Origin of the sequence: Thiobacillus sp. (assembly GCF_018780105.1) — a bacterium.
GTDB lineage: Bacteria > Pseudomonadota > Gammaproteobacteria > Burkholderiales > Thiobacillaceae > Thiobacillus.
Genome location: NZ_JADMKC010000060.1, coordinates 16,797 through 38,891 on the forward strand (window position 1 = coordinate 16,797; position 22,095 = coordinate 38,891).

General features: G+C 63.5%; 24 protein-coding genes. 21 read left to right on the top strand and 3 right to left on the bottom strand.

Going from position 1 to position 22,095, the window contains the following annotated elements; genetic code table 11:
• The 16 genes from mraY to IV098_RS16005 all read left to right on the top strand — a co-directional run bounded on the left by mraY (window position 1) and on the right by IV098_RS16005 (window position 15,182).
• Window positions 1-1,086, top strand: a complete 1,086-nt coding sequence (gene mraY / locus IV098_RS15930) for a phospho-N-acetylmuramoyl-pentapeptide-transferase (protein ID WP_296890857.1) — start codon at window positions 1-3, stop codon at window positions 1,084-1,086.
• Window positions 1,083-2,507: a UDP-N-acetylmuramoyl-L-alanine--D-glutamate ligase gene (murD, locus tag IV098_RS15935; protein WP_296890859.1), complete on the top strand. Its 1,425-nt coding sequence runs from the start codon at window positions 1,083-1,085 to the stop codon at window positions 2,505-2,507. The genes mraY and murD overlap by 4 nt, the downstream gene beginning before the upstream one ends.
• Window positions 2,507-3,667: a putative lipid II flippase FtsW gene (gene ftsW, locus IV098_RS15940; RefSeq protein ID WP_296890861.1), complete on the top strand. Its 1,161-nt coding sequence runs from the start codon at window positions 2,507-2,509 to the stop codon at window positions 3,665-3,667. Before murD ends, ftsW begins: the two co-directional genes overlap by 1 nt.
• A gap of 121 nt (window positions 3,668-3,788) precedes the next feature.
• Window positions 3,789-4,928, top strand: a complete 1,140-nt coding sequence (murG, locus tag IV098_RS15945) for an undecaprenyldiphospho-muramoylpentapeptide beta-N-acetylglucosaminyltransferase (protein WP_296890864.1) — start codon at window positions 3,789-3,791, stop codon at window positions 4,926-4,928.
• A gap of 64 nt (window positions 4,929-4,992) precedes the next feature.
• Window positions 4,993-6,384 carry a UDP-N-acetylmuramate--L-alanine ligase gene (gene murC, locus IV098_RS15950; protein WP_296890866.1) on the top strand — a complete coding sequence of 464 codons (1,392 nt, stop codon included), beginning with the start codon at window positions 4,993-4,995 and terminating at the stop codon, window positions 6,382-6,384.
• Complete coding sequence (gene murB / locus IV098_RS15955; protein ID WP_296890868.1) at window positions 6,374-7,348, top strand: UDP-N-acetylmuramate dehydrogenase; 975 nt, start codon at window positions 6,374-6,376, stop codon at window positions 7,346-7,348. Before murC ends, murB begins: the two co-directional genes overlap by 11 nt.
• Window positions 7,345-8,271 carry a D-alanine--D-alanine ligase gene (locus tag IV098_RS15960; RefSeq protein WP_296890870.1) on the top strand — a complete coding sequence of 309 codons (927 nt, stop codon included), beginning with the start codon at window positions 7,345-7,347 and terminating at the stop codon, window positions 8,269-8,271. The genes murB and IV098_RS15960 overlap by 4 nt, the downstream gene beginning before the upstream one ends.
• Window positions 8,268-9,092 carry a cell division protein FtsQ/DivIB gene (locus tag IV098_RS15965; protein WP_296890872.1) on the top strand — a complete coding sequence of 275 codons (825 nt, stop codon included), beginning with the start codon at window positions 8,268-8,270 and terminating at the stop codon, window positions 9,090-9,092. Before IV098_RS15960 ends, IV098_RS15965 begins: the two co-directional genes overlap by 4 nt.
• Window positions 9,089-10,324, top strand: a complete 1,236-nt coding sequence (gene ftsA / locus IV098_RS15970) for a cell division protein FtsA (protein ID WP_296890874.1) — start codon at window positions 9,089-9,091, stop codon at window positions 10,322-10,324. Before IV098_RS15965 ends, ftsA begins: the two co-directional genes overlap by 4 nt.
• A 128-nt stretch (window positions 10,325-10,452) precedes the next feature.
• On the top strand, window positions 10,453-11,598 hold the full coding sequence (gene ftsZ / locus IV098_RS15975; protein WP_296890876.1) for a cell division protein FtsZ: 1,146 nt from the start codon (window positions 10,453-10,455) through the stop codon (window positions 11,596-11,598).
• 82 nt (window positions 11,599-11,680) lie between these two features.
• Window positions 11,681-12,598 carry a UDP-3-O-acyl-N-acetylglucosamine deacetylase gene (gene lpxC, locus IV098_RS15980; protein ID WP_296890878.1) on the top strand — a complete coding sequence of 306 codons (918 nt, stop codon included), beginning with the start codon at window positions 11,681-11,683 and terminating at the stop codon, window positions 12,596-12,598.
• Window positions 12,595-12,777 carry a hypothetical protein gene (locus IV098_RS15985; protein WP_296890880.1) on the top strand — a complete coding sequence of 61 codons (183 nt, stop codon included), beginning with the start codon at window positions 12,595-12,597 and terminating at the stop codon, window positions 12,775-12,777. The genes lpxC and IV098_RS15985 overlap by 4 nt, the downstream gene beginning before the upstream one ends.
• Window positions 12,778-12,822: 45 nt before the next feature.
• Window positions 12,823-13,158: a type II toxin-antitoxin system RelE/ParE family toxin gene (locus IV098_RS15990; RefSeq protein ID WP_296890882.1), complete on the top strand. Its 336-nt coding sequence runs from the start codon at window positions 12,823-12,825 to the stop codon at window positions 13,156-13,158.
• On the top strand, window positions 13,143-13,445 hold the full coding sequence (locus IV098_RS15995) for a helix-turn-helix domain-containing protein (RefSeq protein ID WP_296890884.1): 303 nt from the start codon (window positions 13,143-13,145) through the stop codon (window positions 13,443-13,445). Before IV098_RS15990 ends, IV098_RS15995 begins: the two co-directional genes overlap by 16 nt.
• A gap of 300 nt (window positions 13,446-13,745) precedes the next feature.
• Complete coding sequence (locus tag IV098_RS16000) at window positions 13,746-14,084, top strand: hypothetical protein (protein WP_296890886.1); 339 nt, start codon at window positions 13,746-13,748, stop codon at window positions 14,082-14,084.
• A 654-nt stretch (window positions 14,085-14,738) separates the two neighbouring features.
• Window positions 14,739-15,182 (top strand): hypothetical protein, encoded by a 444-nt coding sequence (locus IV098_RS16005; protein ID WP_296890888.1) that lies wholly within the window; start codon window positions 14,739-14,741, stop codon window positions 15,180-15,182.
• A gap of 41 nt (window positions 15,183-15,223) precedes the next feature.
• Here the strand turns inward: IV098_RS16005 and IV098_RS16010 are convergent, their stop codons facing one another.
• Window positions 15,224-15,946: an HPP family protein gene (locus IV098_RS16010; protein WP_296890890.1), complete on the bottom strand. Its 723-nt coding sequence runs from the start codon at window positions 15,944-15,946 to the stop codon at window positions 15,224-15,226.
• A 13-nt stretch (window positions 15,947-15,959) separates the two neighbouring features.
• A complete protein-coding gene (locus IV098_RS16015; protein ID WP_296890892.1) occupies window positions 15,960-16,292 on the bottom strand; it encodes a TusE/DsrC/DsvC family sulfur relay protein in 333 nt (110 codons plus the stop codon).
• 104 nt (window positions 16,293-16,396) lie between these two features.
• Here IV098_RS16015 and IV098_RS16020 point away from each other — a divergent pair, with 104 nt between their 5' ends.
• Together IV098_RS16020 and IV098_RS16025 are read left to right on the top strand one after the other, a co-directional pair.
• Window positions 16,397-17,254, top strand: a complete 858-nt coding sequence (locus IV098_RS16020; RefSeq protein WP_296890894.1) for a LysR family transcriptional regulator — start codon at window positions 16,397-16,399, stop codon at window positions 17,252-17,254.
• 184 nt (window positions 17,255-17,438) lie between these two features.
• Window positions 17,439-18,092 (top strand): hypothetical protein, encoded by a 654-nt coding sequence (locus IV098_RS16025; protein ID WP_296890896.1) that lies wholly within the window; start codon window positions 17,439-17,441, stop codon window positions 18,090-18,092.
• Window positions 18,093-18,167: 75 nt separating this feature from the next.
• On the opposite strand, the gene argH is transcribed toward IV098_RS16025, so the two are convergent.
• Window positions 18,168-19,556: an argininosuccinate lyase gene (gene argH / locus IV098_RS16030; protein ID WP_296890898.1), complete on the bottom strand. Its 1,389-nt coding sequence runs from the start codon at window positions 19,554-19,556 to the stop codon at window positions 18,168-18,170.
• 17 nt (window positions 19,557-19,573) lie between these two features.
• Between argH and IV098_RS16035 the strand changes: the two genes are divergently transcribed.
• The 3 genes from IV098_RS16035 to IV098_RS16045 all read left to right on the top strand — a co-directional run bounded on the left by IV098_RS16035 (window position 19,574) and on the right by IV098_RS16045 (window position 22,090).
• Window positions 19,574-20,623 carry a sensor histidine kinase gene (locus tag IV098_RS16035; RefSeq protein WP_296890900.1) on the top strand — a complete coding sequence of 350 codons (1,050 nt, stop codon included), beginning with the start codon at window positions 19,574-19,576 and terminating at the stop codon, window positions 20,621-20,623.
• Entirely contained in the window at window positions 20,577-21,344 is a 768-nt protein-coding gene (locus IV098_RS16040; RefSeq protein ID WP_296890902.1) for a LytTR family DNA-binding domain-containing protein, read from the top strand. Before IV098_RS16035 ends, IV098_RS16040 begins: the two co-directional genes overlap by 47 nt.
• A gap of 176 nt (window positions 21,345-21,520) precedes the next feature.
• Window positions 21,521-22,090, top strand: a complete 570-nt coding sequence (locus tag IV098_RS16045; RefSeq protein ID WP_296890904.1) for an NUDIX hydrolase — start codon at window positions 21,521-21,523, stop codon at window positions 22,088-22,090.
• Window positions 22,091-22,095 lie beyond the last annotated feature (5 nt).

Below are 22,095 nucleotides of genomic sequence, written 5' to 3' on the forward strand. Positions count from 1 at the left end.
ATGCTCTTGTGGCTGTTTCAATATCTGGGCCAGGACATCCGCGCCTTCAACGTCTTCAATTACCTGACGCTGCGCGCGGTGATGGCGATGCTCACCGCGCTGACGATTTCCTTCATCCTTGGCCCGGCGGTGATCCGCAAACTCACTGCGCTGAAAATCGGCCAGTCAGTGCGCAACGACGGCCCGCAGACGCATCTGGTGAAAGCCGGCACCCCGACCATGGGCGGCGTGCTGATCCTGATGTCGGTCGCCATCACCACCCTGCTGTGGGCGGATCTGTCGAACGACTACGTATGGGTGGCGCTCGCCACGCTGATCGGCTTTGGCGTCATCGGCTGGATTGACGACTGGCGCAAGGTGGTGGAGAAGAACTCGCGCGGCCTGCCCTCGCGCTGGAAGTATTTCTGGCAGTCGGTCATCGGCCTGGCCGTTGCCGCCTACCTGTGGCAGACCGCCAGCCTGCCGGCTCACACCGAGCTGATCATTCCCTTCCTCAAGCACGCCACGCTGAGCCTGTCGGCCGTGGCCTTCATCGCCCTGGTGTACTTCGTCATCGTCGGCTCCAGCAACGCGGTCAACCTCACCGACGGCCTCGACGGCCTGGCGATCCTGCCGACGGTGATGGTCGCCTCGGCGCTGGCGATCTTCGCCTACGTCGCCGGCAACGCGGTGTTCTCCAAATACCTCGGCGTGCCGCATGTACCCGGCGCGGGCGAACTGGCGATCTTTTGCGCCGCGATGGCGGGAGCGGGGCTGGCCTTCCTGTGGTTCAACGCCTACCCGGCCGAAGTCTTCATGGGCGACGTCGGCGCGCTGGCGCTCGGCGCGGCGCTCGGTGTGGTGGCCGTGATCGTGCGGCAGGAAATCGTGCTGTTCATCATGTGCGGCGTGTTCGTCATGGAAACCCTGTCGGTGATGATCCAGGTCGCCTCGTTCAAGACGCGCGGCAAGCGGGTGTTCCTGATGGCGCCGATGCACCACCACTACGAACTCAAGGGCTGGAAGGAGACGCAGGTGGTGGTCCGCTTCTGGATTATTTCAATGATGCTGGTGCTGATCGGCCTGGCGAGCCTGAAACTCAGATGAACTACGACAGCCTGAATCTCTCCGGTAAAAACGTCCTGGTGCTCGGCCTCGGCGACACTGGCCTGTCATGTGCGCGCTGGTTGCAGGCGCGCGGCGCGCGGGTCAGCGTGGCTGACAGCCGCGCCGCGCCGCCGCAGGCTGCGCGGCTGGCCGAACTGGCGCCCGGCGTGCCGCTCACCACCGGCGCGTTCGACCCGGCCCAGCTGCAGGCGGCCGAACTGCTGGTGGTCAGCCCCGGCGTGCCGCTGACTGATCCGGCCGTGGCCGCGGCCATCGCCGCTGGAGTGGAAGTGGTGGGCGACGTCGAACTGTTCGCCCGCGCGCTCGCAGCCATCAACGCCGTGCGCGCAGCCGCCCCCGAGCCGGCTGCGCCGATGCGGCTGCTCGCGATTACCGGCAGCAACGGCAAAAGCACAGTCACCGCCATGTGCGGCGAGATGTGCCGCATCGCCGGACTGGCGACCTGCGTCGCCGGCAACATCGGCCTGCCAGTGCTCGACGCCCTGTTCGAAGTGGAAACCGGCTACGCCACGGCACCCGAGGTGTGGGTGCTGGAGCTCTCCAGCTTCCAGCTCGAAACCACCTCCAACCTCAACGCCACCGCCGCGACCGTGCTCAACGTCAGCGAGGACCACATGGATCGCTATGACGGCCTCGCCGCCTACGCCGAGGCCAAGGCGCGAATCTTCAGCGGCAACGGCATTCAGGTGCTGAACCGCGACGATGACCTGACGCTGGCGATGGCGCTGCCTGGGCGCCATGTCATCAGCTTTGGCCTAGACCGCTGCCCGCACGATGAAAATTTCGGCCTGTGCGAGGACGAGCTGTGTCTGGGCGGCGACATGCTGATGCCGATGTCCGCGCTGCAGGTCCACGGCCTGCACAATGTTGCCAATGCGCTGGCCGCGCTGGCGCTGACCCGCACGCTGGATTTGCCGATGGCGACCCTGCTGCGCGGACTGGCCCACTTCAAGGGACTGCCGCACCGGGTCGAACAGGTTGCCGAAATCGATGGCGTCACCTATTACGACGACTCCAAGGGCACCAACGTCGGCGCCACCGAGGCCGCGCTGTACGGCCTGGGTACCCGCCGTGCCGTGGTCATCCTCGGCGGCGACGGCAAGGGCCAGGACTTCAGCCCGCTCAAGGCCGCCGTCGAAGCCAACGCGCGCGCGGTGCTGCTAATCGGCCGCGATGCACCGCTGATCGCAGCCGCAATCGAGGGCTGCAATATCCCGACCTACCCGGCAGCCAGCCTGCCCGACGCGGTCGAGCAATCGCAGCGCCTCGCCCTGGCCGGCGACGCGGTGCTGCTGTCGCCCGCCTGCGCCAGTTTCGACATGTTCCGCAATTACGCGCACCGCGCCGAAGTGTTCGTCCAGGCGGTGCACAAACTCGCTGCGCAAAGGAGTGCGGGCTGATGCTCTACACCGCGCGCGCGCCCAAACCCAGTGCCGAGCTCGATTTCAGCCTGCTGTGGCTGACGCTCGGCCTGCTGGCGCTGGGCTGGGTGATGATTTATTCGGCCTCGATCGCGATTGCCGAAGCGGCCCGCTACACCGGCCACAACGGCGAATACTATTTGATGCGGCAGGGCATTTTCATCGCCGCCGGCGTGGCGGTCGGCATCAGCGCATTCCAGATCCCGATGCGGATATGGCAGCAGATCGCGCCTTACCTGTTCCTGCTCGGCCTGCTGTTGCTGGTGGTGGTGCTGATCCCCGGCATCGGCCACGAGGTCAAGGGCAGCCGCCGCTGGATCCCGCTCGGCTTTGCCAACCTGCAGCCTTCCGAACTGATGAAGCTGCTCGCCGTGCTGTACGCCGCCGACTACACCACGCGCAAGGCGGCGTTCATGCACGACCTCAAGAAAGGCTTTTTGCCGATGGCTGGGGTGATGCTGATGACTGGGCTGCTGCTGCTGTCCGAGCCGGATTTTGGCGCTTTCGTGGTGATCGTGGCGATCGCCATGGGCATCCTGTTCCTCGGCGGGCTGAACTGGAAAGTGTTCGCCGGCCTCATCGTCATGCTGGTGATCGGCTTTGCCGCGCTGATCTTCTCGTCCGCGTACCGCCTGCAGCGCCTGCAGACCTTCCTCAAAGGCCCGTTCGAAGACCCCTACGGCGCGGGCTACCAGCTGTCGCACGCGCTGATCGCCTTCGGTCGCGGCGAGTGGCTCGGCCTCGGCCTCGGCGGCAGCATCGAAAAACTGTTCTATCTGCCGGAAGCGCACACCGACTTCCTGCTCGCCGTGATTGCCGAAGAATTCGGCTTCATCGGCGTGCTCGTGGTGGTCGGCCTGTTCGCCTGGCTGATCGTGAAAGCCTTCCTGATCGGCCTGCGCGCCGCACAGCTGGAGCGCAATTTCAACGCGCTGGTGGCGCAAGGCATCGCCATCTGGATCGGCGTGCAATCGCTGATCAACATGGGCGTGAACGTCGGCCTGTTGCCGACCAAGGGATTGACCCTGCCTTTCCTGTCGTTCGGCGGCAGCGGCATTCTCGCCAACTGCCTGGCGGTGGCCGTGCTGTTGCGCATCGACTGGGAAAACCGGCAGATGATGCGGGGGAAAACCTTCTGATGCTGATTCGGTCGTCCTCGCATCATCTCCCCTCTCCCTACCCCTCTCCCACAAGGGGCGAGGGAACGAACGTGCGCGACGCGCGCCCAAATCGACTGACGATGCGGGGGAAAACCTTCTGATGGCCGCCGCGAACCGTACCCTGATGGTGATGGCCGGCGGTACCGGCGGCCACGTCTACCCCGCGCTGGCGGTGGCCGATGCACTGCGCGCGCGCGGCTGGGACGTATTCTGGCTCGGCACCAAAAACGGCCTCGAAGCACGCGTGGTGCCGGCTGCCGGCATCGACATGGTGTGGGTATCGATGGGCGGCGTGCGCGGCAAGGGCTGGCTGAAGAAATTGCTGCTGCCCGCCACGCTGTTGCTCGCGTTCTGGCAAAGCCTGCGCGCGATCGTGCAGCGCCGACCCGACGTGGTGCTCGGCATGGGCGGCTACACCGCGTTTCCCGGCGGCATGATGGCGAGCCTGCTGAGCAAGCCGCTGGTGATCCACGAACAGAATTCGGTCGGTGGGCTGACCAACCGCGTGCTGGCGTGTCTGGCCGAGCGCGTGCTGACCGCCTTCCCCAAGGTGTTCACCCATGCCCACGACAAGCCGATTCCCTGCCGCCGCGTGACGACCGAGTGGGTGGGCAACCCAGTACGGAGCGAAGTCTTCGCTCTGGCCAACGAACAGCGTACAGACATCACGGCAGGAACCGACACAGCGCGTAGCGGCGCGCTGCGGCTGCTGGTGGTCGGCGGCAGCCTGGGCGCGCAGGCGCTGAACGATCTGGTGCCCAAAGCGCTGGCACTGCTTCCCGCTGACCAGCGCCCGGCCGTCGTGCACCAATCCGGCCGCCAACACCTCGACATCCTGCGCGCGAATTACGCTGCCGCCGGCGTCGAAGCCGACGTGCGCGACTACATCGAAGACATGGCCGCCGAATACCGCGCCTGTGATTTCGCCATCTGCCGCGCCGGCGCGATGACGGTAGCCGAGCTGGCCTGCGCTGGCGTGCCCGCCGTGCTGGTGCCCTTCCCCTTCGCGGTGGACGACCACCAGACCGGCAACGCCGAATTCCTTTCCGAAGCCGGCGCCGCCTGGCTGATCCAGCAAAAGGATCTGACTGCAGAGAAGCTGGCCGCGCTGATCGCCGGGCTGGATCGCGGCCAGCTGGCGGCGATGGCCGGCAAGGCGCGCGCACTGGCCAAACCCGATGCGACCGCACGCGTCGCCGATATTTGCGAAGCGCTGGCAGGAAAGGCAGGCAATCAATGACTTCCCGCACCCATCTCTGCCAAGTGCGCCCCGCTCACCGCTTATTGCTCACCGCTCACCCCCTATGAAACACGCCGTCAAACACATTCACTTCGTAGGCATCGGCGGCGTCGGCATGAGCGGCATCGCCGAGGTGCTGCTGAACCTGGGCTACGCGGTATCGGGTTCCGATCTGGCCGACAATGCGGTAACGCAGCGGCTGGCCAGCCTGGGCGCGCGCATCCATCACCAGCATGCCAGCGAAAACATTACCGACGCCGATGCGGTGGTCACTTCGACTGCCGTGCAGGAATCCAACCCCGAAGTCGTCGCCGCGCGCGAAAAGAAAATCCCCATCGTGCCACGTGCACTGATGCTCGCCGAACTGATGCGGCTGCAGCGCGGCATCGCGATTGCCGGCACCCACGGCAAAACCACCACCACCAGCCTGGTCGCCAGCATCCTCGGCGAGGCGGGTATGGACCCGACCTACGTCATCGGCGGCAAGCTCACCGCCGCCGGCACCAATGCGCGGCTCGGCAAGGGCGATTTCCTCGTCGCCGAGGCTGACGAGTCGGACGCAAGCTTTCTGTACCTCACGCCCGTGATCGCCATCGTCACCAACATCGACGCCGATCACATGGACACGTATGGCCATGATTTCGAGCGCCTGAAAACCGCCTTCGTCGACTTTTGCCAGCGGCTGCCTTTCTACGGCATGGCGGTGCTGTGCATTGACGACCCGCACGTGCGCGAAATCATGCCGCGCATCACCAAGCCGATCACCACCTACGGCTTCGACGAAGCGGCGCAGGTGCGTGCGGTCAACCCGCGTTTCGAGCAGGGCCTGATGCATTTCACCGTGCAGCGTGAAGGCATGGCCGATCTCGACATCGTGCTGAATCATCCCGGCATGCACAACGTGCTGAACGCGCTGGCGGCGATCGCGGTGGCCACCGAAGTCGACGCGGACGACGCCGCCATCGTCAAGGCCCTGGCCGAATTTCATGGCGTCGGTCGCCGCTTCCAGCGCTATGGCGAACAGCCGGCCAAGGACGGCGGTCAATACACGCTGGTCGACGACTACGGCCACCACCCGGTGGAAATGGCGGCGACACTGGCCGCGGCGCGCGGCGCTTTCCCGGGGCGGCGGCTGGTGCTGGTCTTCCAGCCGCACCGCTTTACCCGCACGCGCGACTGCTTCGAGGATTTCGTCAAAGTGCTGTCGGAAACCGACGTGCTGGTGCTGACCGAGGTCTATCCGGCCGGCGAAGCGCCCATCGTCGCAGCGGATGGCCGCGCCCTCGCCCGCGCGGTACGGGTCGGCGGCAAGGTCGAGCCGCTGTTCGTCGAACAGGTGGGCGATGTGCCGGCAACGGTGCGCGACCTGGCGCACGACGGCGACGTGGTACTGGTGATGGGCGCGGGCAGCATCGGTCAGGTCGCGCCTGCTTTGGGGACGCCGCATGCGACATGATTTCCGCATGAGCGAGATGGATCTGGGCGGCGGCGCAGCCCCGACGCTGCGCGGCCATTTCCTCTACAACGAACCGATGAGCAAGCACGTGTCGTGGCGCGCCGGCGGCGAAGCCCAGCGCGTCTATATCCCGGCCGACCTCGACGACCTCGCTTGGCTGGTGCGCTCAGTGCCGGCGCACGAAGCCATCCACATGGTCGGGCTCGGCAGCAATCTGCTGGTACGCGACGGCGGCGTCGCCGGCGTGGTGATCCTGCTGCACGGCGTACTGAAAAAACTCGCGATCGAGTCGCGTACCCAGGGACTGCCCGCTGCGCCCACCGGTCGCGATACGGCCTTGATCTATGCCCAGGCCGGCGTGGCCTCGCCCAAACTGGCGCGCTTTGCCGCCAACAACAATCTGGTCGGCGGCGAATTCTGGGCCGGCATCCCCGGCACCGTCGGCGGCGCAATTGCGATGAACGCCGGCTGCTACGGCGGCGAAACCTGGGACAAGCTGGTACAGGTGCTGACGCTCGACCGCAAGGGCCAATTGAACGAGCGCCTGCCGGGCGACTATGTCATCGGCTACCGCCACGTGGCGCTCAAGCAGGCGCATGAAGAATGGTTCGTCGGCGGCTGGTTCCGTCTTGAGCACGGCGACGGCGCGGCCTCGCGCAACACCATCAAGACCCTGCTGAAAACCCGCATCGCGGCGCAACCGCTGAATCTGCCCAACGCCGGCTCGGTGTTTCGCAATCCGCCCGGCGATCACGCCGCGCGCCTGATCGAAAGCTGCGGCCTCAAGGGCTTCCGCATCGGCGATGCGCAGGTGTCGGAGAAGCACGCCAATTTCATCGTCAATCTCGGCCATGCCTACGCGGCCGACATCGAACGCCTGATCGAACATGTGGAAGACAGCGTGGAAGCGCGCACCAATGTGCGGCTGATCCGCGAAGTCCGGATTATTGGAGAACGGCAGTGAACGCGTCAGCAAAACAATTCGGGAAAGTCGCCGTGATGCTGGGCGGCACCTCGGCCGAGCGCCCGGTGTCGCTCAACAGCGGCGCGGCCGTCCTGGTGGCGCTGCAGCGTCAGGGCATCGACGCCCATGCGTTCGACCCCGCCACCCGCAATCTCGGCGACCTCATCAGCGGCGAATTCGACCGCGTGTTCATTTCGCTGCATGGGCGGCTGGGCGAAGACGGCTGCATGCAGGGTGCGCTCGAAGTGCTGGGCATGCCCTACACCGGCAGCGGCGTGATGGCGTCGGCACTGGGCATGGACAAATGGCGCACCAAGCTGCTGTGGCGCGCGGCCGGACTGCCGACCGCCGACTGGGCAATGCTCAACGCCGACAGCGATTTCGCCGCCGTGGAAAAACAGCTCGGCCTGCCGATTTTCGTCAAGCCCGCACGCGAAGGCTCCAGCATCGGCATGAGCAAGGTGACCGTGGCCGGCACGCTGCAAGCCGCCTATGAAACCGCTGCCGAACACGACCCGCTGGTGCTGGCCGAAACCTTCATCGATGGTCCAGAGTTCACCGTCGGCATCCTCGGCGACCGCGCCTTGCCGCTGATCCGCCTGGAGCCGGCCAAGGACGCCGCGTTCTACGACTTCGACGCCAAATACCTGCGCAATGACACCCAGTACCACTGCCCGGCCGGCCTGCCGGAAGCGGACGAACAGGCGATGCGCCAACTGGCGCTGGACGCCTTCCGGCTGGTCGGCGGGCGCGGCTGGGGGCGCGTCGACGTGATGCGCGACAGCCTCGGCAATCCCTATCTGCTGGAAGTGAACACTTCGCCCGGCATGACCGACCACAGTCTGGTGCCGATGGCTGCCCGCGTGGCCGGGCTGGATTTCGACACCCTGTGTTTGACGATTCTGGAGCAGACGCTGGCATGAACGCCGAACTCGCCAACCATCCGCTCAATCAGGTCGCCCGTGTGCTGACCTGGGGCGCGCTCGGCCTGCTGGCCTACGGCGCGACCAGCTGGGTGGTGGCGCAGCCGTGGTTTGCACTGACCACGCTGGAAGTCAAAACGCCGGTGGCGCATGTCACCGAGGAACAAATTCGCCTGGTGGCCGAGCGCCGCGTGCGCGGTACCTTCTTCACGGTCGATCTCGAACACGTGCGCGAGAGTCTGGAAAAACTGCCGTGGGTACGCGAGGCGCGAGTCGAACGACGCTGGCCCGATACCCTGGTCGTATCGCTGGTAGAGCAGGTGCCGGTGGCGCGCTGGAACGACAACGCGCTGGTGAACGGCGAGGGCGGCGTGTTCGTCGCAGCGGCATCCGACGCCCTGCCGCGCCTGTCCGGACCGGAGGAGAGCAGCGCCGAAGTGGTCGCCGCCTATCAGCGCTACCAGACTGCGCTCAAGCCGCTCGACATGAACATCGCCGAGCTGCGCCTGTCGCCGCGCCGGGCGTGGTGGATCCGCCTCGACAACGGTATGCAGCTCGTGCTCGGACGCGAGCAAACCGACGCACGGCTGGCACGTTTTGTCAGCCTGTACCCGCGCCTGATGACCGCGCAGGCGGTGACGCGCCTGGTGCCTGCGCTCAATCAGGCGCCTGGCAGCGCGCTGGCCTCGGCGGTAGCGGCAGCCGTTGATCTCAAACCTGCTGCCTCGACTCTTCCCCTCAGCGTCGACCTGCGTTACGCCGACGGCTTTGCCGTGCGGATGCCGAACGGCGCCTCCCCTTTCAAACCGAGTACATCATGAGCAAGCCAAGAGACCCTAAAAACCTGGTCGTCGGTCTCGACATCGGAACCTCCAAGATCGTCTGCATCGTCGCCGAAATCAACGACGAGGGCACGCTCGACATCATCGGCATGGGCACCCATCCCTCGCGCGGCCTGCGCCGCGGCGTGGTGGTCAACATCGAAGCCACCGTCAACGCCATCCAGCGCGCGCTGGAAGAAGCCGAACTGATGGCCGACTGCAAGATCCGCGAGGTCTATACCGGCATCGCCGGCAGCCACATCAAGAGCTTCAACTCGCATGGCATGTATGCCATCAAGGACAAGGAAATCAGCCAGCTCGACGTCGACCGCGTGGTGGACACCGCGCGCGCGGTCAACATCCCGACCGACCAGCAGATCCTGCACACCATTCCGCAGGAATTCATCGTCGACGGCCAGGAAGACGTGCGCGACCCGCTCGGCATGAGCGCGGTACGGCTGGAGGTCAAGGTCCACATCGTCACCGGCGCAGTGTCGGCCGCGCAGAACATCATCAAGTGCGTGCGCCGCTGCGGCATCGAGGTGGGCGATCTGGTATTGCAGCCGCTGGCCTCGGCGATGGCGGTGCTGACCGAAGACGAAAAGGAACTCGGCGTCTGCCTGGTCGACATCGGCGGCGGCACCACCGACATCGCCGTGTTCACCGACGGCGCGATTCGCCACACCGCAGTGATCCCGGTGGCCGGCGACCAGGTCAACAACGATATCGCGGTGGCGCTGCGTACCCCGCCGAAAGAGGCTGAGGACATCAAGGTGCAGTACGGCTGTGCGCTCCGACAGCTGGCCGACGCGCGCGACATGATCGAAGTGCCCGGCATCGGCGATCGTCCACCGCGCACGCTGTCGAAGCAGACGCTGGCCGAGTTCATCGAGCCGCGCATGGAGGAACTGTATTCGCTGGTGCAGGCCGAGCTGCGCCGTAGCGGATTCGAAGAACTGCTGTCGTCCGGCATCGTCATCACCGGCGGCTCGGCCGGCATGCAGGGCATGGTCGAACTCGGCGAAGAGGTGTTCCACATGCCGGTGCGCATGGGCTGGCCGCGCTACGAAGGCGGGCTGTCGGACGTTATGCACAACCCGCGCTACGCCACCTGCATGGGGCTGCTGCTGGCCGGGCTGGAAGCGCGCGGACGCGACGCACCGAAGCTGTCGGGCAGCAGCCTGAAGGACATTCTGGAACGCATGAAAAGCTGGTTCAAGGGGAATTTCTGACGCCGCCGCGTGATCCACGCGTGCGACGTTGAAACGGGATTTGGCTGTTGTGCCGGATGCAGACAAACCATCCAGGCAGACACACCAAAGGATTTGGGTTTTTTGATTAGCAATAAGGAGGAAGCACGATGTTTGAATTGATGGATGTAGATACCCAGGATGCAGTGATCAAGGTGATAGGCGTGGGCGGCTGCGGCGGCAACGCGGTCGATCACATGATCAGCTCGGGCTTGAATGGCGTGGAATTCATCGCCATCAACACCGACGCGCAGGCGCTCAACCGCAACCAGGCCAAGCTGCAGCTGCAACTGGGCAACGGCGTGACCAAGGGTCTGGGCGCCGGCGCCAACCCCGACGTCGGCCGCGAAGCCGCACTGGAAGATCGCGAGCGCATCGCCGAACTGATCGACGGTGCCGACATGCTGTTCATCACCGCCGGCATGGGTGGCGGCACCGGCACCGGCGCCGCCCCCGTGGTGGCCGAAGTCGCCAAGGAACTCGGCATCCTGACCGTGGCCGTAGTCACCAAGCCGTTCATGTTCGAAGGCAAGCGCGTGCGCGCCGCCAACGCCGGCATCGAGGCGCTGTCCAAGCACGTCGATTCGCTGATCATCATCCCCAACGAAAAACTGATGCAGGTGCTCGGCGACGACGTGTCGATGCTCGACGCCTTCAAGGCCGCCAACAACGTGCTGCACGGCGCAGTCGGCGGCATCGCCGAAGTCATCAACTGCCCCGGACTGGTCAACGTAGACTTTGCCGACGTGCGCACCGTGATGAGCGAAATGGGCATGGCGATGATGGGTTCGGCGCAGGCCAGCGGCGAAAACCGCGCCCGCATTGCGGCCGAACAAGCCGTCGCCAGCCCGCTGCTGGAAGACGTGAACCTGGCCGGCGCGCGCGGCGTACTGGTCAACATCACCGCATCGAGCACCGTGAAGATGCGCGAGATCCACGAAGTGATGAACACCATCAAGGCCTTCACCGCGGAAGAAGCCACCGTCATCGTCGGCCAGGTGCTCGACGACAGCATGGAAGATGCGCTGCGCGTCACCATGGTCGCCACCGGCCTCGGCAGCCCGGTCGCCCGCCAGCAGACCCGTCCGATGCAGATCATCCGCACCGGCACCGACGATGCTGTGATGACGCTCGGCAGCGATGAGGAACTGCCCAGCGTAATGGGCAGCAACCGCCGCACCCGGGTTCAGGCAATGACCGACTCCGGCGTCGACCACCTGGACATCCCGGCCTTCCTGCGTCGCCAGGCAGACTGAGATGGCCGGCGACGGCTGCAACCTGGCACGCCATGCGTGCCAGGCCGGGGTCGTTCGCCCTCAAAGTGATTAAAATGACGAGATGATCAAGCAACGCACATTGAAATCGTCGGTCAAGGCTGCCGGCGTGGGCCTGCATTCCGGCGTCAAGGTCGAGATGACGCTGCGCCCGGCCGCGCCCAATACCGGCATCGTGTTCCGCCGCATCGACCTCGATCCGCCGGCCGAACTCAAGGCCGACCCGTATCTCGTCACCGACACCCGGCTGTGTTCCATGCTGGAATCCGGCCTGGCCAAGGTGTCCACCGTCGAACACCTGATGTCCGCGCTCGCGGGCCTCGGCATCGACAACCTGCTGGTCGATCTGACCGGCCCCGAAATTCCGATCATGGACGGCTCCTCGGCGCCGTTCGTGTTTTTGCTGCAATCCGCCGGCATCGTCGAACAGGACGCAGCGAAGCAATACGTGCGCATCAAGCAGCCGATCGAAGTGCGTGACGGCGACAAGTGGGCGCGCTTCGTACCGCACAACGGCTTCAAGGTCGAGTTCACCATCGACTTCAAGCATCCCGTATTCGACAAGAGCGGCAAGACCGTCAGCATCGATTTTGCCGACAGCGCCTATACCAAGGAAGTCGCCCGCGCCCGCACCTTCGGCTTCATGCACGAAGTCGAATACCTGCGCAACAACGGGCTCGCTTTGGGCGGTTCGCTCGACAACGCCATCGTCATGGACGAATTCCGCGTGCTGAACCAGGATGGCCTGCGCTACGACGACGAGTTCGTCAAACACAAGGTGCTCGACGCCATCGGCGACATCTACCTGCTGGGCCACCCCATCATCGGCGCCTTCGAAGCCTACAAATCGGGCCATGCGCTGAACAACGCCCTGCTGCGCGAACTGCTGCAGCACCAGGAATCGTGGGAATACGTCAGCTTCGAACGCGAGGAAGACACCCCGCCCGCCTACCTCCGCCTGCATCCCCTCGCCGCCGCATGATCGTCCTGCGCCTGCTGATCGTCGCCCTCGTCGTTGCAGTGGTGGCGCTCGGTCTGGCGTGGCTGTTCACCGGCAACCGCACATACCTCGGGTATATCGGCCGCGTGCTGCGCTTCGCGCTGGTGGTCGGCCTGATCTCGGCGTTGTTTTATGTGGTGGAGCGAGTGGTGTTGCGGTGAGCGGGAGAGATAGCCATGACTAATCCAATGGATTATGATTAGATTGTGCTGACCATCGCGGAAGTGCCGGAATATATCCGTCGATCCGAGAAATTACTGACCGAAGAAGAACGCCGGGACATCGTGGATTACCTGGCGGCGAACCCCAAGGCCGGCGACATCATGGAAGGCACCGGCGGCGTTAGAAAGCTGCGCTGGGGCCGACAGGGCCGCGGTAAAAGTGGCGGCGTTCGGGTGATTTATTACGTTCACTCCGAACTGATGCCGCTTTATCTGTTGACCTTGTTTGCCAAAAACGAGCGCGCCAATCTCACCAAGGCAGAACGCAACGAACTGGCCGGACTCGTGGATATCCTGGTCTCGGCATGGCTGGAGAAATAAGCATGAGCACATTTCAAAGTATCAAACAGGGGCTGACCGAAGCGGTTGCCCATGCCAAAGGAAATCAGGCGGGTGTCAATGAATACCAACCTTATGAAGTCGACGTGGCCGGTTTGCGCAAGCGCCTGGGTTTGACGCAAGAGCAGTTTGCCGCCCGCTTCGGGTTTTCGGTGGCCACCCTGCGCCATTGGGAACGCGGTGACAGGACGCCGCATGGCCCGGCTCTGGTCTTGCTGAATTTGATCGATCGGGAACCCAAGGCGGTGATGCGGGCCTTGGCTGCGTGAAGGCAGGGAGGCATGCGTTAATACAGGACCTCGAAGTACGTTCAAGCTGATGCAGGTCATCCGTCAAATTTTAACCAGGGAGTAAATAGTGAGGAAAATGATTGTTGCAGTTGCCGTTGTATCTCTGAGTGCGTGCTCTACTTACATGCCCCAGCGTTACAGCATCAACGCGGATACCAATGTGGCCTTGAAAGAAATGGCTGTGGGCAATATCAATGTTGGTGCCTTCCAGGGCCCCAAGAATTTTGACAACAGCTGCCGGGCTGCCGGGCTGCCGGGCCCATCTCGCCGCCAGACAATATGAGTTTCGAGGCTTATATCCAGAAGGCGCTAGCAGATGAATTGAAAGTCGCTGGAAAGTTTGACGATAAATCCCAAAAAATCACCCTCACCGGCACTGTTGTGCAGCTCGGGTTTTCATCATCGAGAGGGTTAACCGGCGGAACCTGGGATATCGGACTCAATGTCAGTTCGTCAAATGGGCAATCCGTTTTCATTGCAGAACATTACGAATTCAACAGTGGTTTCATTGCTGACACGGCCTGCAAGCAAACGGCTGAAGCTTATCTGCCCGCCGTTCAGAATCTGATCGGCAAGCTGGTCAAGGCACCTGAGTTCAAGTCCTTGGTCTCGCCGTGAGGCTATAGCAAAGTGGGGGCTGGCTATGCGGTGTTTGCCGGCCCTAAGTTGCAGGGTCAGGCCTTGCCATAGAGCCTATCTCCACTTACCCCAGGCACAGGGCCAAGCCTTGTCTTTTGCCTTCCTCTACTGACATGCTGCTGTCCGCGGATGAATTTCAGCCGAATCCTCGGCCAGCACCTCAATTCCAAGAATGAACTTCGGGTTCACCCTGGTTGCTTTCCCGAACCACATCACCTTGATGAGGCCTCATTTCAAGCGAGATTCCTATGGCGCACCACCATCAATCTTGACGACGCCTTGCTGGAACGCGCCCTCTTGCTGTCCGGCGTAGCGGAGCGCTCGGCTTTGGACGCGAGATAAACGTCTCGACGCTCTGACGCATGAACTTGAAATTGCCTGCGTAAAACCCGCGCACTACGTGCGGGCGACGTCGATTTGTTTGCATGCCCCTGGCAGCGATGGCGCATCGGTGCCCTGCCTGTCCAGGCCAATAGTTAAGAATGTGCTTATATTATCAATGGCTTAAAGTAGTACAAAACAACCATTAATTACTAGTACATTCATTAAAGTCCGGTTAGCATCCGCCGTTACTGGTCAGCCAGCACCGCACACACCTGGTTTGCTGGCCGTCTTAATCACGGGGGAGTTGCCATGCGCGCTACGCAAAACCGGAATGCCAGACACGCATTTGGCGTTGTTGCGTCTTTTCGTCTGGACAAGCTGCCGCAGCGGGGCCATGCGGTGCCTGTACACGGGATTTCGGCGGTCCTCGATGCATTGGGCAGGCTGGAAAATGTGGTGGCGATGCAATGCGTCAAAAGCCCGGATGCCCTGACGCCCGATGGCATTACGTCGTATGCACTGGCTTTGCTGAATTTGCGCGAATGTGCCGGTGCCGTGCGGTTCGACCGCCTGATCAAGGCATGCGATGCCTTGGCGGTGACCGTGTCACGGCTGATCGAGGACAAAAGCTGCGCCAGCCCCGAAAACTGCGAAGCGCTGGCGCGCTTTACCGCACATGCGCGGGCGATGATCCAGTTGTATGCCAGCGACGTGGCCCTGCGTGCTGTCCCGACGCCCTTCCCGGCCAATTAACACCGCACGCTCACGTGCTTGATACGCCGCAACGACGGGGTTCAGGCGCGCCCCGCCTGTTCCTGCAGTGCTGCGAGCGGGTGCGTTTCTGATCTGCGGCCCAGCGCCAGCGCATATATCCGCTGCAGGTCTTCTTCGCTGACGTCGATGAAGGTATCGAGCTGGGACAGCGCATACACCAGATCGCTGTGCGAAATCATGCGTTCATTTGCCGCCTCGGGCAGCGGTTCGGCGGCCTGCCCTTCCACCGACTCTCGCCACCAAACCTGCGGATAGCGCCGCCAGGCAAAAGGGAAATTGAACAGCACTGCGACGATCAACAACACCGTGACGTTCAACAGCACGGGCACAAACAGATAGTCGTAACCCAGCGCCAGGATCGGTTCGCCGCCCATCACCGCAAACAGGGCCGTGGCCCCGCCCGGCGGATGCAGGCAGCGCAGCCCGTACATCAAGCCGATGGACAGCGCGACTGCGATGGCAGCCGCCAGCATTGGCTCGGCGATCCATTGCGCGCAGGTGACGCCGACCGCCGCCGACACCAGGTGGCCGCCCACTACGGGCCACGGCTGCGACAAGGCGCCATGCGGCGCGGCGAACAACAGTACCGCCGATGCACCCATCGAGGCCACGGCCAGGGTCCCGGCGTGATCGCCCAGCAGGGCGTGGCTCACCCACAGCACCGCCAGTATGCCGAGCAGGCCACCTGTCGCCGAGATCCAGTGCTCACGCTCCGATACGGAATACGCCAGTTTGCGCACCATGTTCCGCTCCCGGTCAGCCCGTGCTCCAGGCGCGCGGGCGCCGCATGCCGGCTATCTTGCACGCCTGCTTGACGTAACCGTACGGGAACAGCACGAACAGCTGCTTCTGCGCCTCGCGCCCCATGCGCTCAGCCAAATGCTTGATGACGAAGCGGGCATCGGCCGCCACCTGGTGCTCTTCGTAGAATGCCCGCATGAAACGCAGCACGTCCCAATGGTCGTCGTTCAAGGCAATATTTTCATCCTCCGCCAAAGCACGCGCCACGTCCTCGTTCCAGTCGCCGGGTTCGATCAGGTAGCCCTCGGCATCGCGCTCGGGCATCACAGTCTGGGTCATTGCATCCATTTCAGTCCCCTGAAATTCACGATGCGCCCAGTTTAGGGATTCCCTAACCATCCATCCAACGATATATTTTGCTATCTAATATCGAATAATCCGATAGTTAAACCATGGATACAGAACTCGCCCGTACCTTTCTGATGGTCGCCGCCACCGGCAATTTCGTCGCTGCCGCGAGCCGGCTACACGTTACCCAGTCCACGGTTAGTGCGCGCATACACTCACTGGAAACTTTGCTTGGCGGACGCCTGTTCCAGCGCGGCCGCAACGGCGCGGAGCTGACGCCGGCCGGCAAGCGCTTTCTGCGCCACGCCAAAAACCTGGTGCGAACGGTCGAACAGGCGCACCACGACGTCGGCCTGCCGCAGGGTTTTCGCGACGTGCTGACGCTGTCCGGTCGCATCGCGTTGTGGGAAGGCTTTCTGCCGCACTGGGTGGCGTGGATGCGCGAAGCTGCGCCGGATGTCTCGCTGCGGCTGGAAATCGGCTTCGAGCCCGACATCATGCAAGGACTGATCGAAGGTACGGTGGACATCGGCGTGATGTACACCCCCACCTCGCGCAGCGGGCTGGTGGTCGAACCGCTGTTCGACGAAACCCTGCTGCTGGTGACCAGCGACCTCAAGCGCGGCTGGCCCGATAGCGGCTACATCCACATCGACTGGGGACCGGAATTCCATGCCCAGTTCAGCGATCACTTTGCCGAGGCCGGCCCGCCCGCGCTGATTGCGAATATCGGCTGGCTGGGCGTGCAGCAACTGCTCACCTACGGCGGCAGCGGCTATTTTCCGCTGCGCCTGGTGCGGCAATACCTCGAAGCCGGACAATTATGGCGCCTGCCGGATGCCCCGCAATTCAAGCTGCCCGCCTGGATGGTGTACCCACGCGACAGCGACAACCCCACCTTGAAACTTGCACTGGACGGCTTGCGTGAACTGGCTCGCGCGGAACAGACACAGAGCGATTGACTGAGCTCGGTTAACGCATCGCCCCAGCACCCTCCGCCAGCAAATGCCTTGGGATTTTCTATCATTACAACAAGGCGCAGAAACGGGAACATATCGTGACCCCGTGCGGCCCGTCGTCGCAGCAAGCGGCCGATTTGAATGAACATCGCTGCGGTGGCCTTTTACCCATCAGAGGGGAACAAACATGCGCTACCTGTTGCTTGTGTTGTCGATGCTGCTTTTTCCGTTAACCGCAGCTCACGCCGAGGTCCGTGTCGGAATCGGCATCAACGTCCCGGGCGTCAGTATCGGGATCAACCTGCCAGCCTATCCGAGACTTGTCCCGGTGCCCGGCTATCCGGTGTACTACGATCCCCGCGTCAATTCGAATTATTTCTTTTACGACGGCCTGTACTGGGTGTTCTATGGCGACGGCTGGTATGTCAGCAGCTGGTACAACGGGCCGTGGGATTGGGTGGATCGTGCTTATGTGCCGCTGTACGTGCTGCGCGTTCCGGTGCGCTATTACCGCAGGCCCCCGCCGTATTTTCATGGCTGGCACCCCGACGCGCCGCCACGCTGGGAGGATCGCTGGGGCCCTGGCTGGGAGCAGCATAGAAGCGATTGGGACAAAAAAGACGCGCGCCGGGCTGCCCCGCCGCCGGCTCCGCTGCCCAGCTACCAGCGCCAATACTCAGGGGATCGCTACCCCCAAAAAGTGGAGCGGCAGCATGAGCTTCAACAGCAGCACTACCGTTACCAGCCGCGTGACCCCATGGTGCAGAAGCACTATGAAGAACGGGGCAAAGGCCAGGGCCAAGGCAAGGGCCAGGACAAAGGCAAGGGTCACAATGATTGACATATCCTGACCGTGCCGATCGCCATCCTCACCCCAGGATCGGCGACGCCGCATTTGCGGCTTATTTAAGCTGGCTTAAATCCGCAACCGCGCCCGCGCAATCGCTGCCCGCACCTGCCGGGGCGCGGTGCCGCCGACATGGTCGCGCGCGGCCAGCGAGCCTTCCAGCGTCAGCACGGCATAGACGCCTTCGTCGATCATCGGACTGAACGCCTGCAACTCGGCCAGCGACAAATCGGCCAGATCACGCCCGCTGGTGTCGGCGGCGCGCACCGCACGCGCGACGACTTCGTGCGCATCGCGGAAGGGCAGACCCTTTTTCACCAGATAGTCGGCCAGATCGGTGGCCGTGGCGAAGCCCTGCAGGACGGCGGCGCGCATCGCGTCGGGTTTGACGGTGATGCCGGTGAGCATGTCGGCGTAAATCGCCAGGGTGTCGTTCAAGGTGTCGACGGTATCGAACAAGGGTTCCTTGTCTTCCTGATTGTCCTTGTTGTAGGCCAACGGCTGGCCCTTCATCAGGGTGAGCAACGCCACCAGATGGCCGTTGACGCGGCCGGTCTTGCCGCGCACCAGTTCGGGTACGTCGGGGTTTTTCTTCTGCGGCATGATGCTGGAGCCGGTGCAAAAGCGGTCGGCCAGATCGATGAAGCCGAAGCGCGGGCTCATCCACAGGATCAACTCTTCCGACAGGCGCGACAGATGCGTCATCACCAGCGCGGCAGCGGCGGTAAATTCGATGGCAAAGTCGCGGTCGGAGACGGCGTCGAGCGAGTTTTCGCATACCGCCTCAAACCCGAGTTCGCGCGCGACGTATTCGCGATCGATCGGGTAGCTGGTGCCGGCCAAGGCGGCCGAGCCCAGCGGCAAGCGGTTGACGCGGCGGCGGCAGTCGACCATGCGCTCGACGTCGCGCGCCAGCATTTCAAAGTACGCCAGCAGGTGGTGGCCGAACGTGACCGGCTGCGCGACCTGCAGGTGGGTGAAGCCTGGCATCACGGTGTCGGCATGCTGTTCGGCCAGATTGACCAGCGAAGTCTGGCAGGCTTTGAGGCCGCCGACAATGCGGTCGATGGCGTCGCGCAGATACAGGCGGATGTCGGTCGCCACCTGGTCGTTGCGTGAGCGCCCAGTATGCAGGCGCTTACCTGCGTCGCCGATTTTGGCGGTCAGCGCGGCTTCGATGTTGAGGTGGACGTCTTCCCGGTCGAGCGACCAGGCGAAGCCACCGGCACGAATTTCGCCCAGCAATTCGGCCATGCCGCGCTGAATCGCTGCCAGATCGTCCTTGGACAGGACGCCCACGTGATGCAACATGGCTGCGTGTGCGAGCGAACCCTGAATATCGAACTCGGCCAGCCGATAATCGAAGGGAATCGACGCGGTATAGCGTTTGACGATTTCGGAAACGGGCTCGGAAAACCGGCCCGACCACGCTGCAGGCGGCGTCGATGGCGTGCTCATGGGGCAAATAACAGGGTATGAAAAGAAAGAATCATAACAACCGGCTGGTTGAATTACCGAACTTCTGCCATTTGGGGGTGAACCTGCGCATTGCGCTGACGGTGGAAGCCGCGCTGGTGGCCGGGGCCGTGGCGCGGGCGTCGAATGCGGCGGACTTCCAGTCAGACTTCATCGCCCTGTCGGCACTGGCGCAGCCGGCCCTGCTGCTGAGCCTGCTGGCGCTGTGCCTGGCGGGGCGCAGGCTGCGCAGCCTGCCGTATCGTTGGGGCGCGGGCGCCGCGCTGGCCATCGGTGCCATCGTGCCGGTGCTGGTGTGGTCCTGGTTCAACCCCTTGCTGACCGGGTCGACCGCTTTTTCGCCGGCCGGAGTCGCGTTGTTTTCGCTGGCGGTCGGTGCCGGCTTGCTGGCGTATTTCAACCTGCGTGCACGCGCACTGTCGCCCGCCATCACCGAGGCGCGGCTGCAGGCCCTGCAAGCGCGGATCCGCCCGCACTTTCTGTTCAACAGCCTCAATGCCGTGCTGTCGCTGGTGCGCAGCGACCCGCGCCGCGCCGAGCACGCGCTGGAAAACATGGCCGACCTGTTCCGCGCACTGATGAACGACGCCCGCCAGCTGGCGCCACTGGAGGACGAGGTCGCGCTGACCCGCGCCTATCTGGAACTGGAACAACTGCGCCTGGGCGACCGTCTGCAGGTCGTCTGGCACATCGGCAAGATGCCGGGCGAAGCGCTGATTCCCCCGCTGGTGATCCAGCCGCTGGTGGAAAACGCGGTCTACCACGGCATCGAACCGCTGCCCGCGGGCGGCGAAATCAGCCTCAACATCTACCGCAGCGGCGACAAGGTGCATATCGTGGTGCGCAACCCCATCGCCGCCGAAGCCAGCCATCACAAGGGCAACCGCATCGCACTGGACAACATCCGCGAGCGCCTGCTGCTGCATTTCGACCTCGACGCGCAACTCAAGTTGGAACCGCTGGGCGCCGTTTACCAGGTGAGCATCGTCATCCCCTATACCCGTGAACACACCACCCAGCCTGCCGCTGCGCGTCCTCATCGTCGATGACGAGGCCCCCGCGCGGCATCGCCTGCGCGATCTGCTGGCCGACTGCGCCGATCAGCTCGCGGTCGATGTCGTCGCCGAGGCCGATAACGGCCTCGACGCCCTCGAACAGGCCCAGCAGCAGCCGGTCGACGTGGTGCTGCTAGACATCCGCATGCCCGGCATGGACGGGCTGGAATGCGCCGCCCACCTCAACCGCCTGGCCCCCCCGCCCGCCATCATTTTCAGCACCGCCTACGATGCCTATGCCTGCCAGGCCTTCGACCTCAACGCGGTCGACTACCTGCTGAAACCGGTGCGCGCAGAACGGCTGGTGCGTGCGCTGTCGCGGGCGCACCGCCTCAGCCACGGCGCGCTCGACCAATTGCGCGACGCCCACCCCAAGGCCCGCACGCATCTGTCGCTCAATGAAAAAGGCCGCATCGTGCTGATCCCGGTGGACGATATCCTGTATCTCAAGGCCGAACTCAAATACGTCACGGTGCGCACCGCGGCACGCGAATTCCTGATCGAGGAATCGCTGACCCATCTGGAAACCGAGTTCGACACGGTGTTCCTGCGCATCCACCGCAACTGTCTGGTCACCCGTGCGCGCATCCGCGAAATCGGCAAGCTGCCCGGCGACGAAGACGGCCATTTTTTGCGTCTGGACGGGCTGGACGAGCGGTTAATGGTCAGCCGGCGCCAGTACTCCGCCCTTCGCGAAAAAATAAAGTCAATATAAACAGCCGGTTATCATCCGACTACAACTAAAGTTGTATATCAAAGTTTTGCCCGGCTTCGTAAGATGGCTTCGCTTGTGGTTTGCGCTGCAGGCAGAAGTTCTCCGCTGAGGAGTCTTACTCCTCGATTCGCCGGGTTCGCAAGAACCCGGCAATTTTTTTGCCCGCGCTGGGTATCATGGCGCACATGAAAATCGACAATCCCCTCTCCCTCACCGAATCCACGCTGACCAGCGAAACCGTTTTTCAGGGGCGGCTGATGCACGTCAAGCGCGACCATGTGCGTCTACCCAACGGCGGCGAATCCACCCGCGAATACATCGTTCACCCCGGCGCGGTTGTCGTCATCCCAGTGTTCGACAACGGCGACGTCCTGCTCGAACGCCAGCACCGCTACCCGCTGCACCGCGATTTCATCGAATTCCCGGCCGGCAAGATCGATCCCGGTGAAGCCGACCTGCTGTGCGCGCAACGCGAGCTGGAAGAGGAAACCGGCTACACCGCCAGCGAATGGCGCGAAGTCACCACCATCTATCCGTGCATCGGTTATTCAGACGAGCGGCTGGCGTTTTATCTGGCGCGCGGCCTCACCCTCGGCGACCACGCGCGCGACCCCGACGAGTTTCTGGAAGTGTTCCGCCTGCCGTTCGGCGAGGCGATGGACTGGCTGCGCAGCGGGAAAATCTGCGAAACCAAGACCGTGATCGGGCTGTTCTGGCTGGAAAAACTGCGCGATCAGGGCTGGTAACTTGT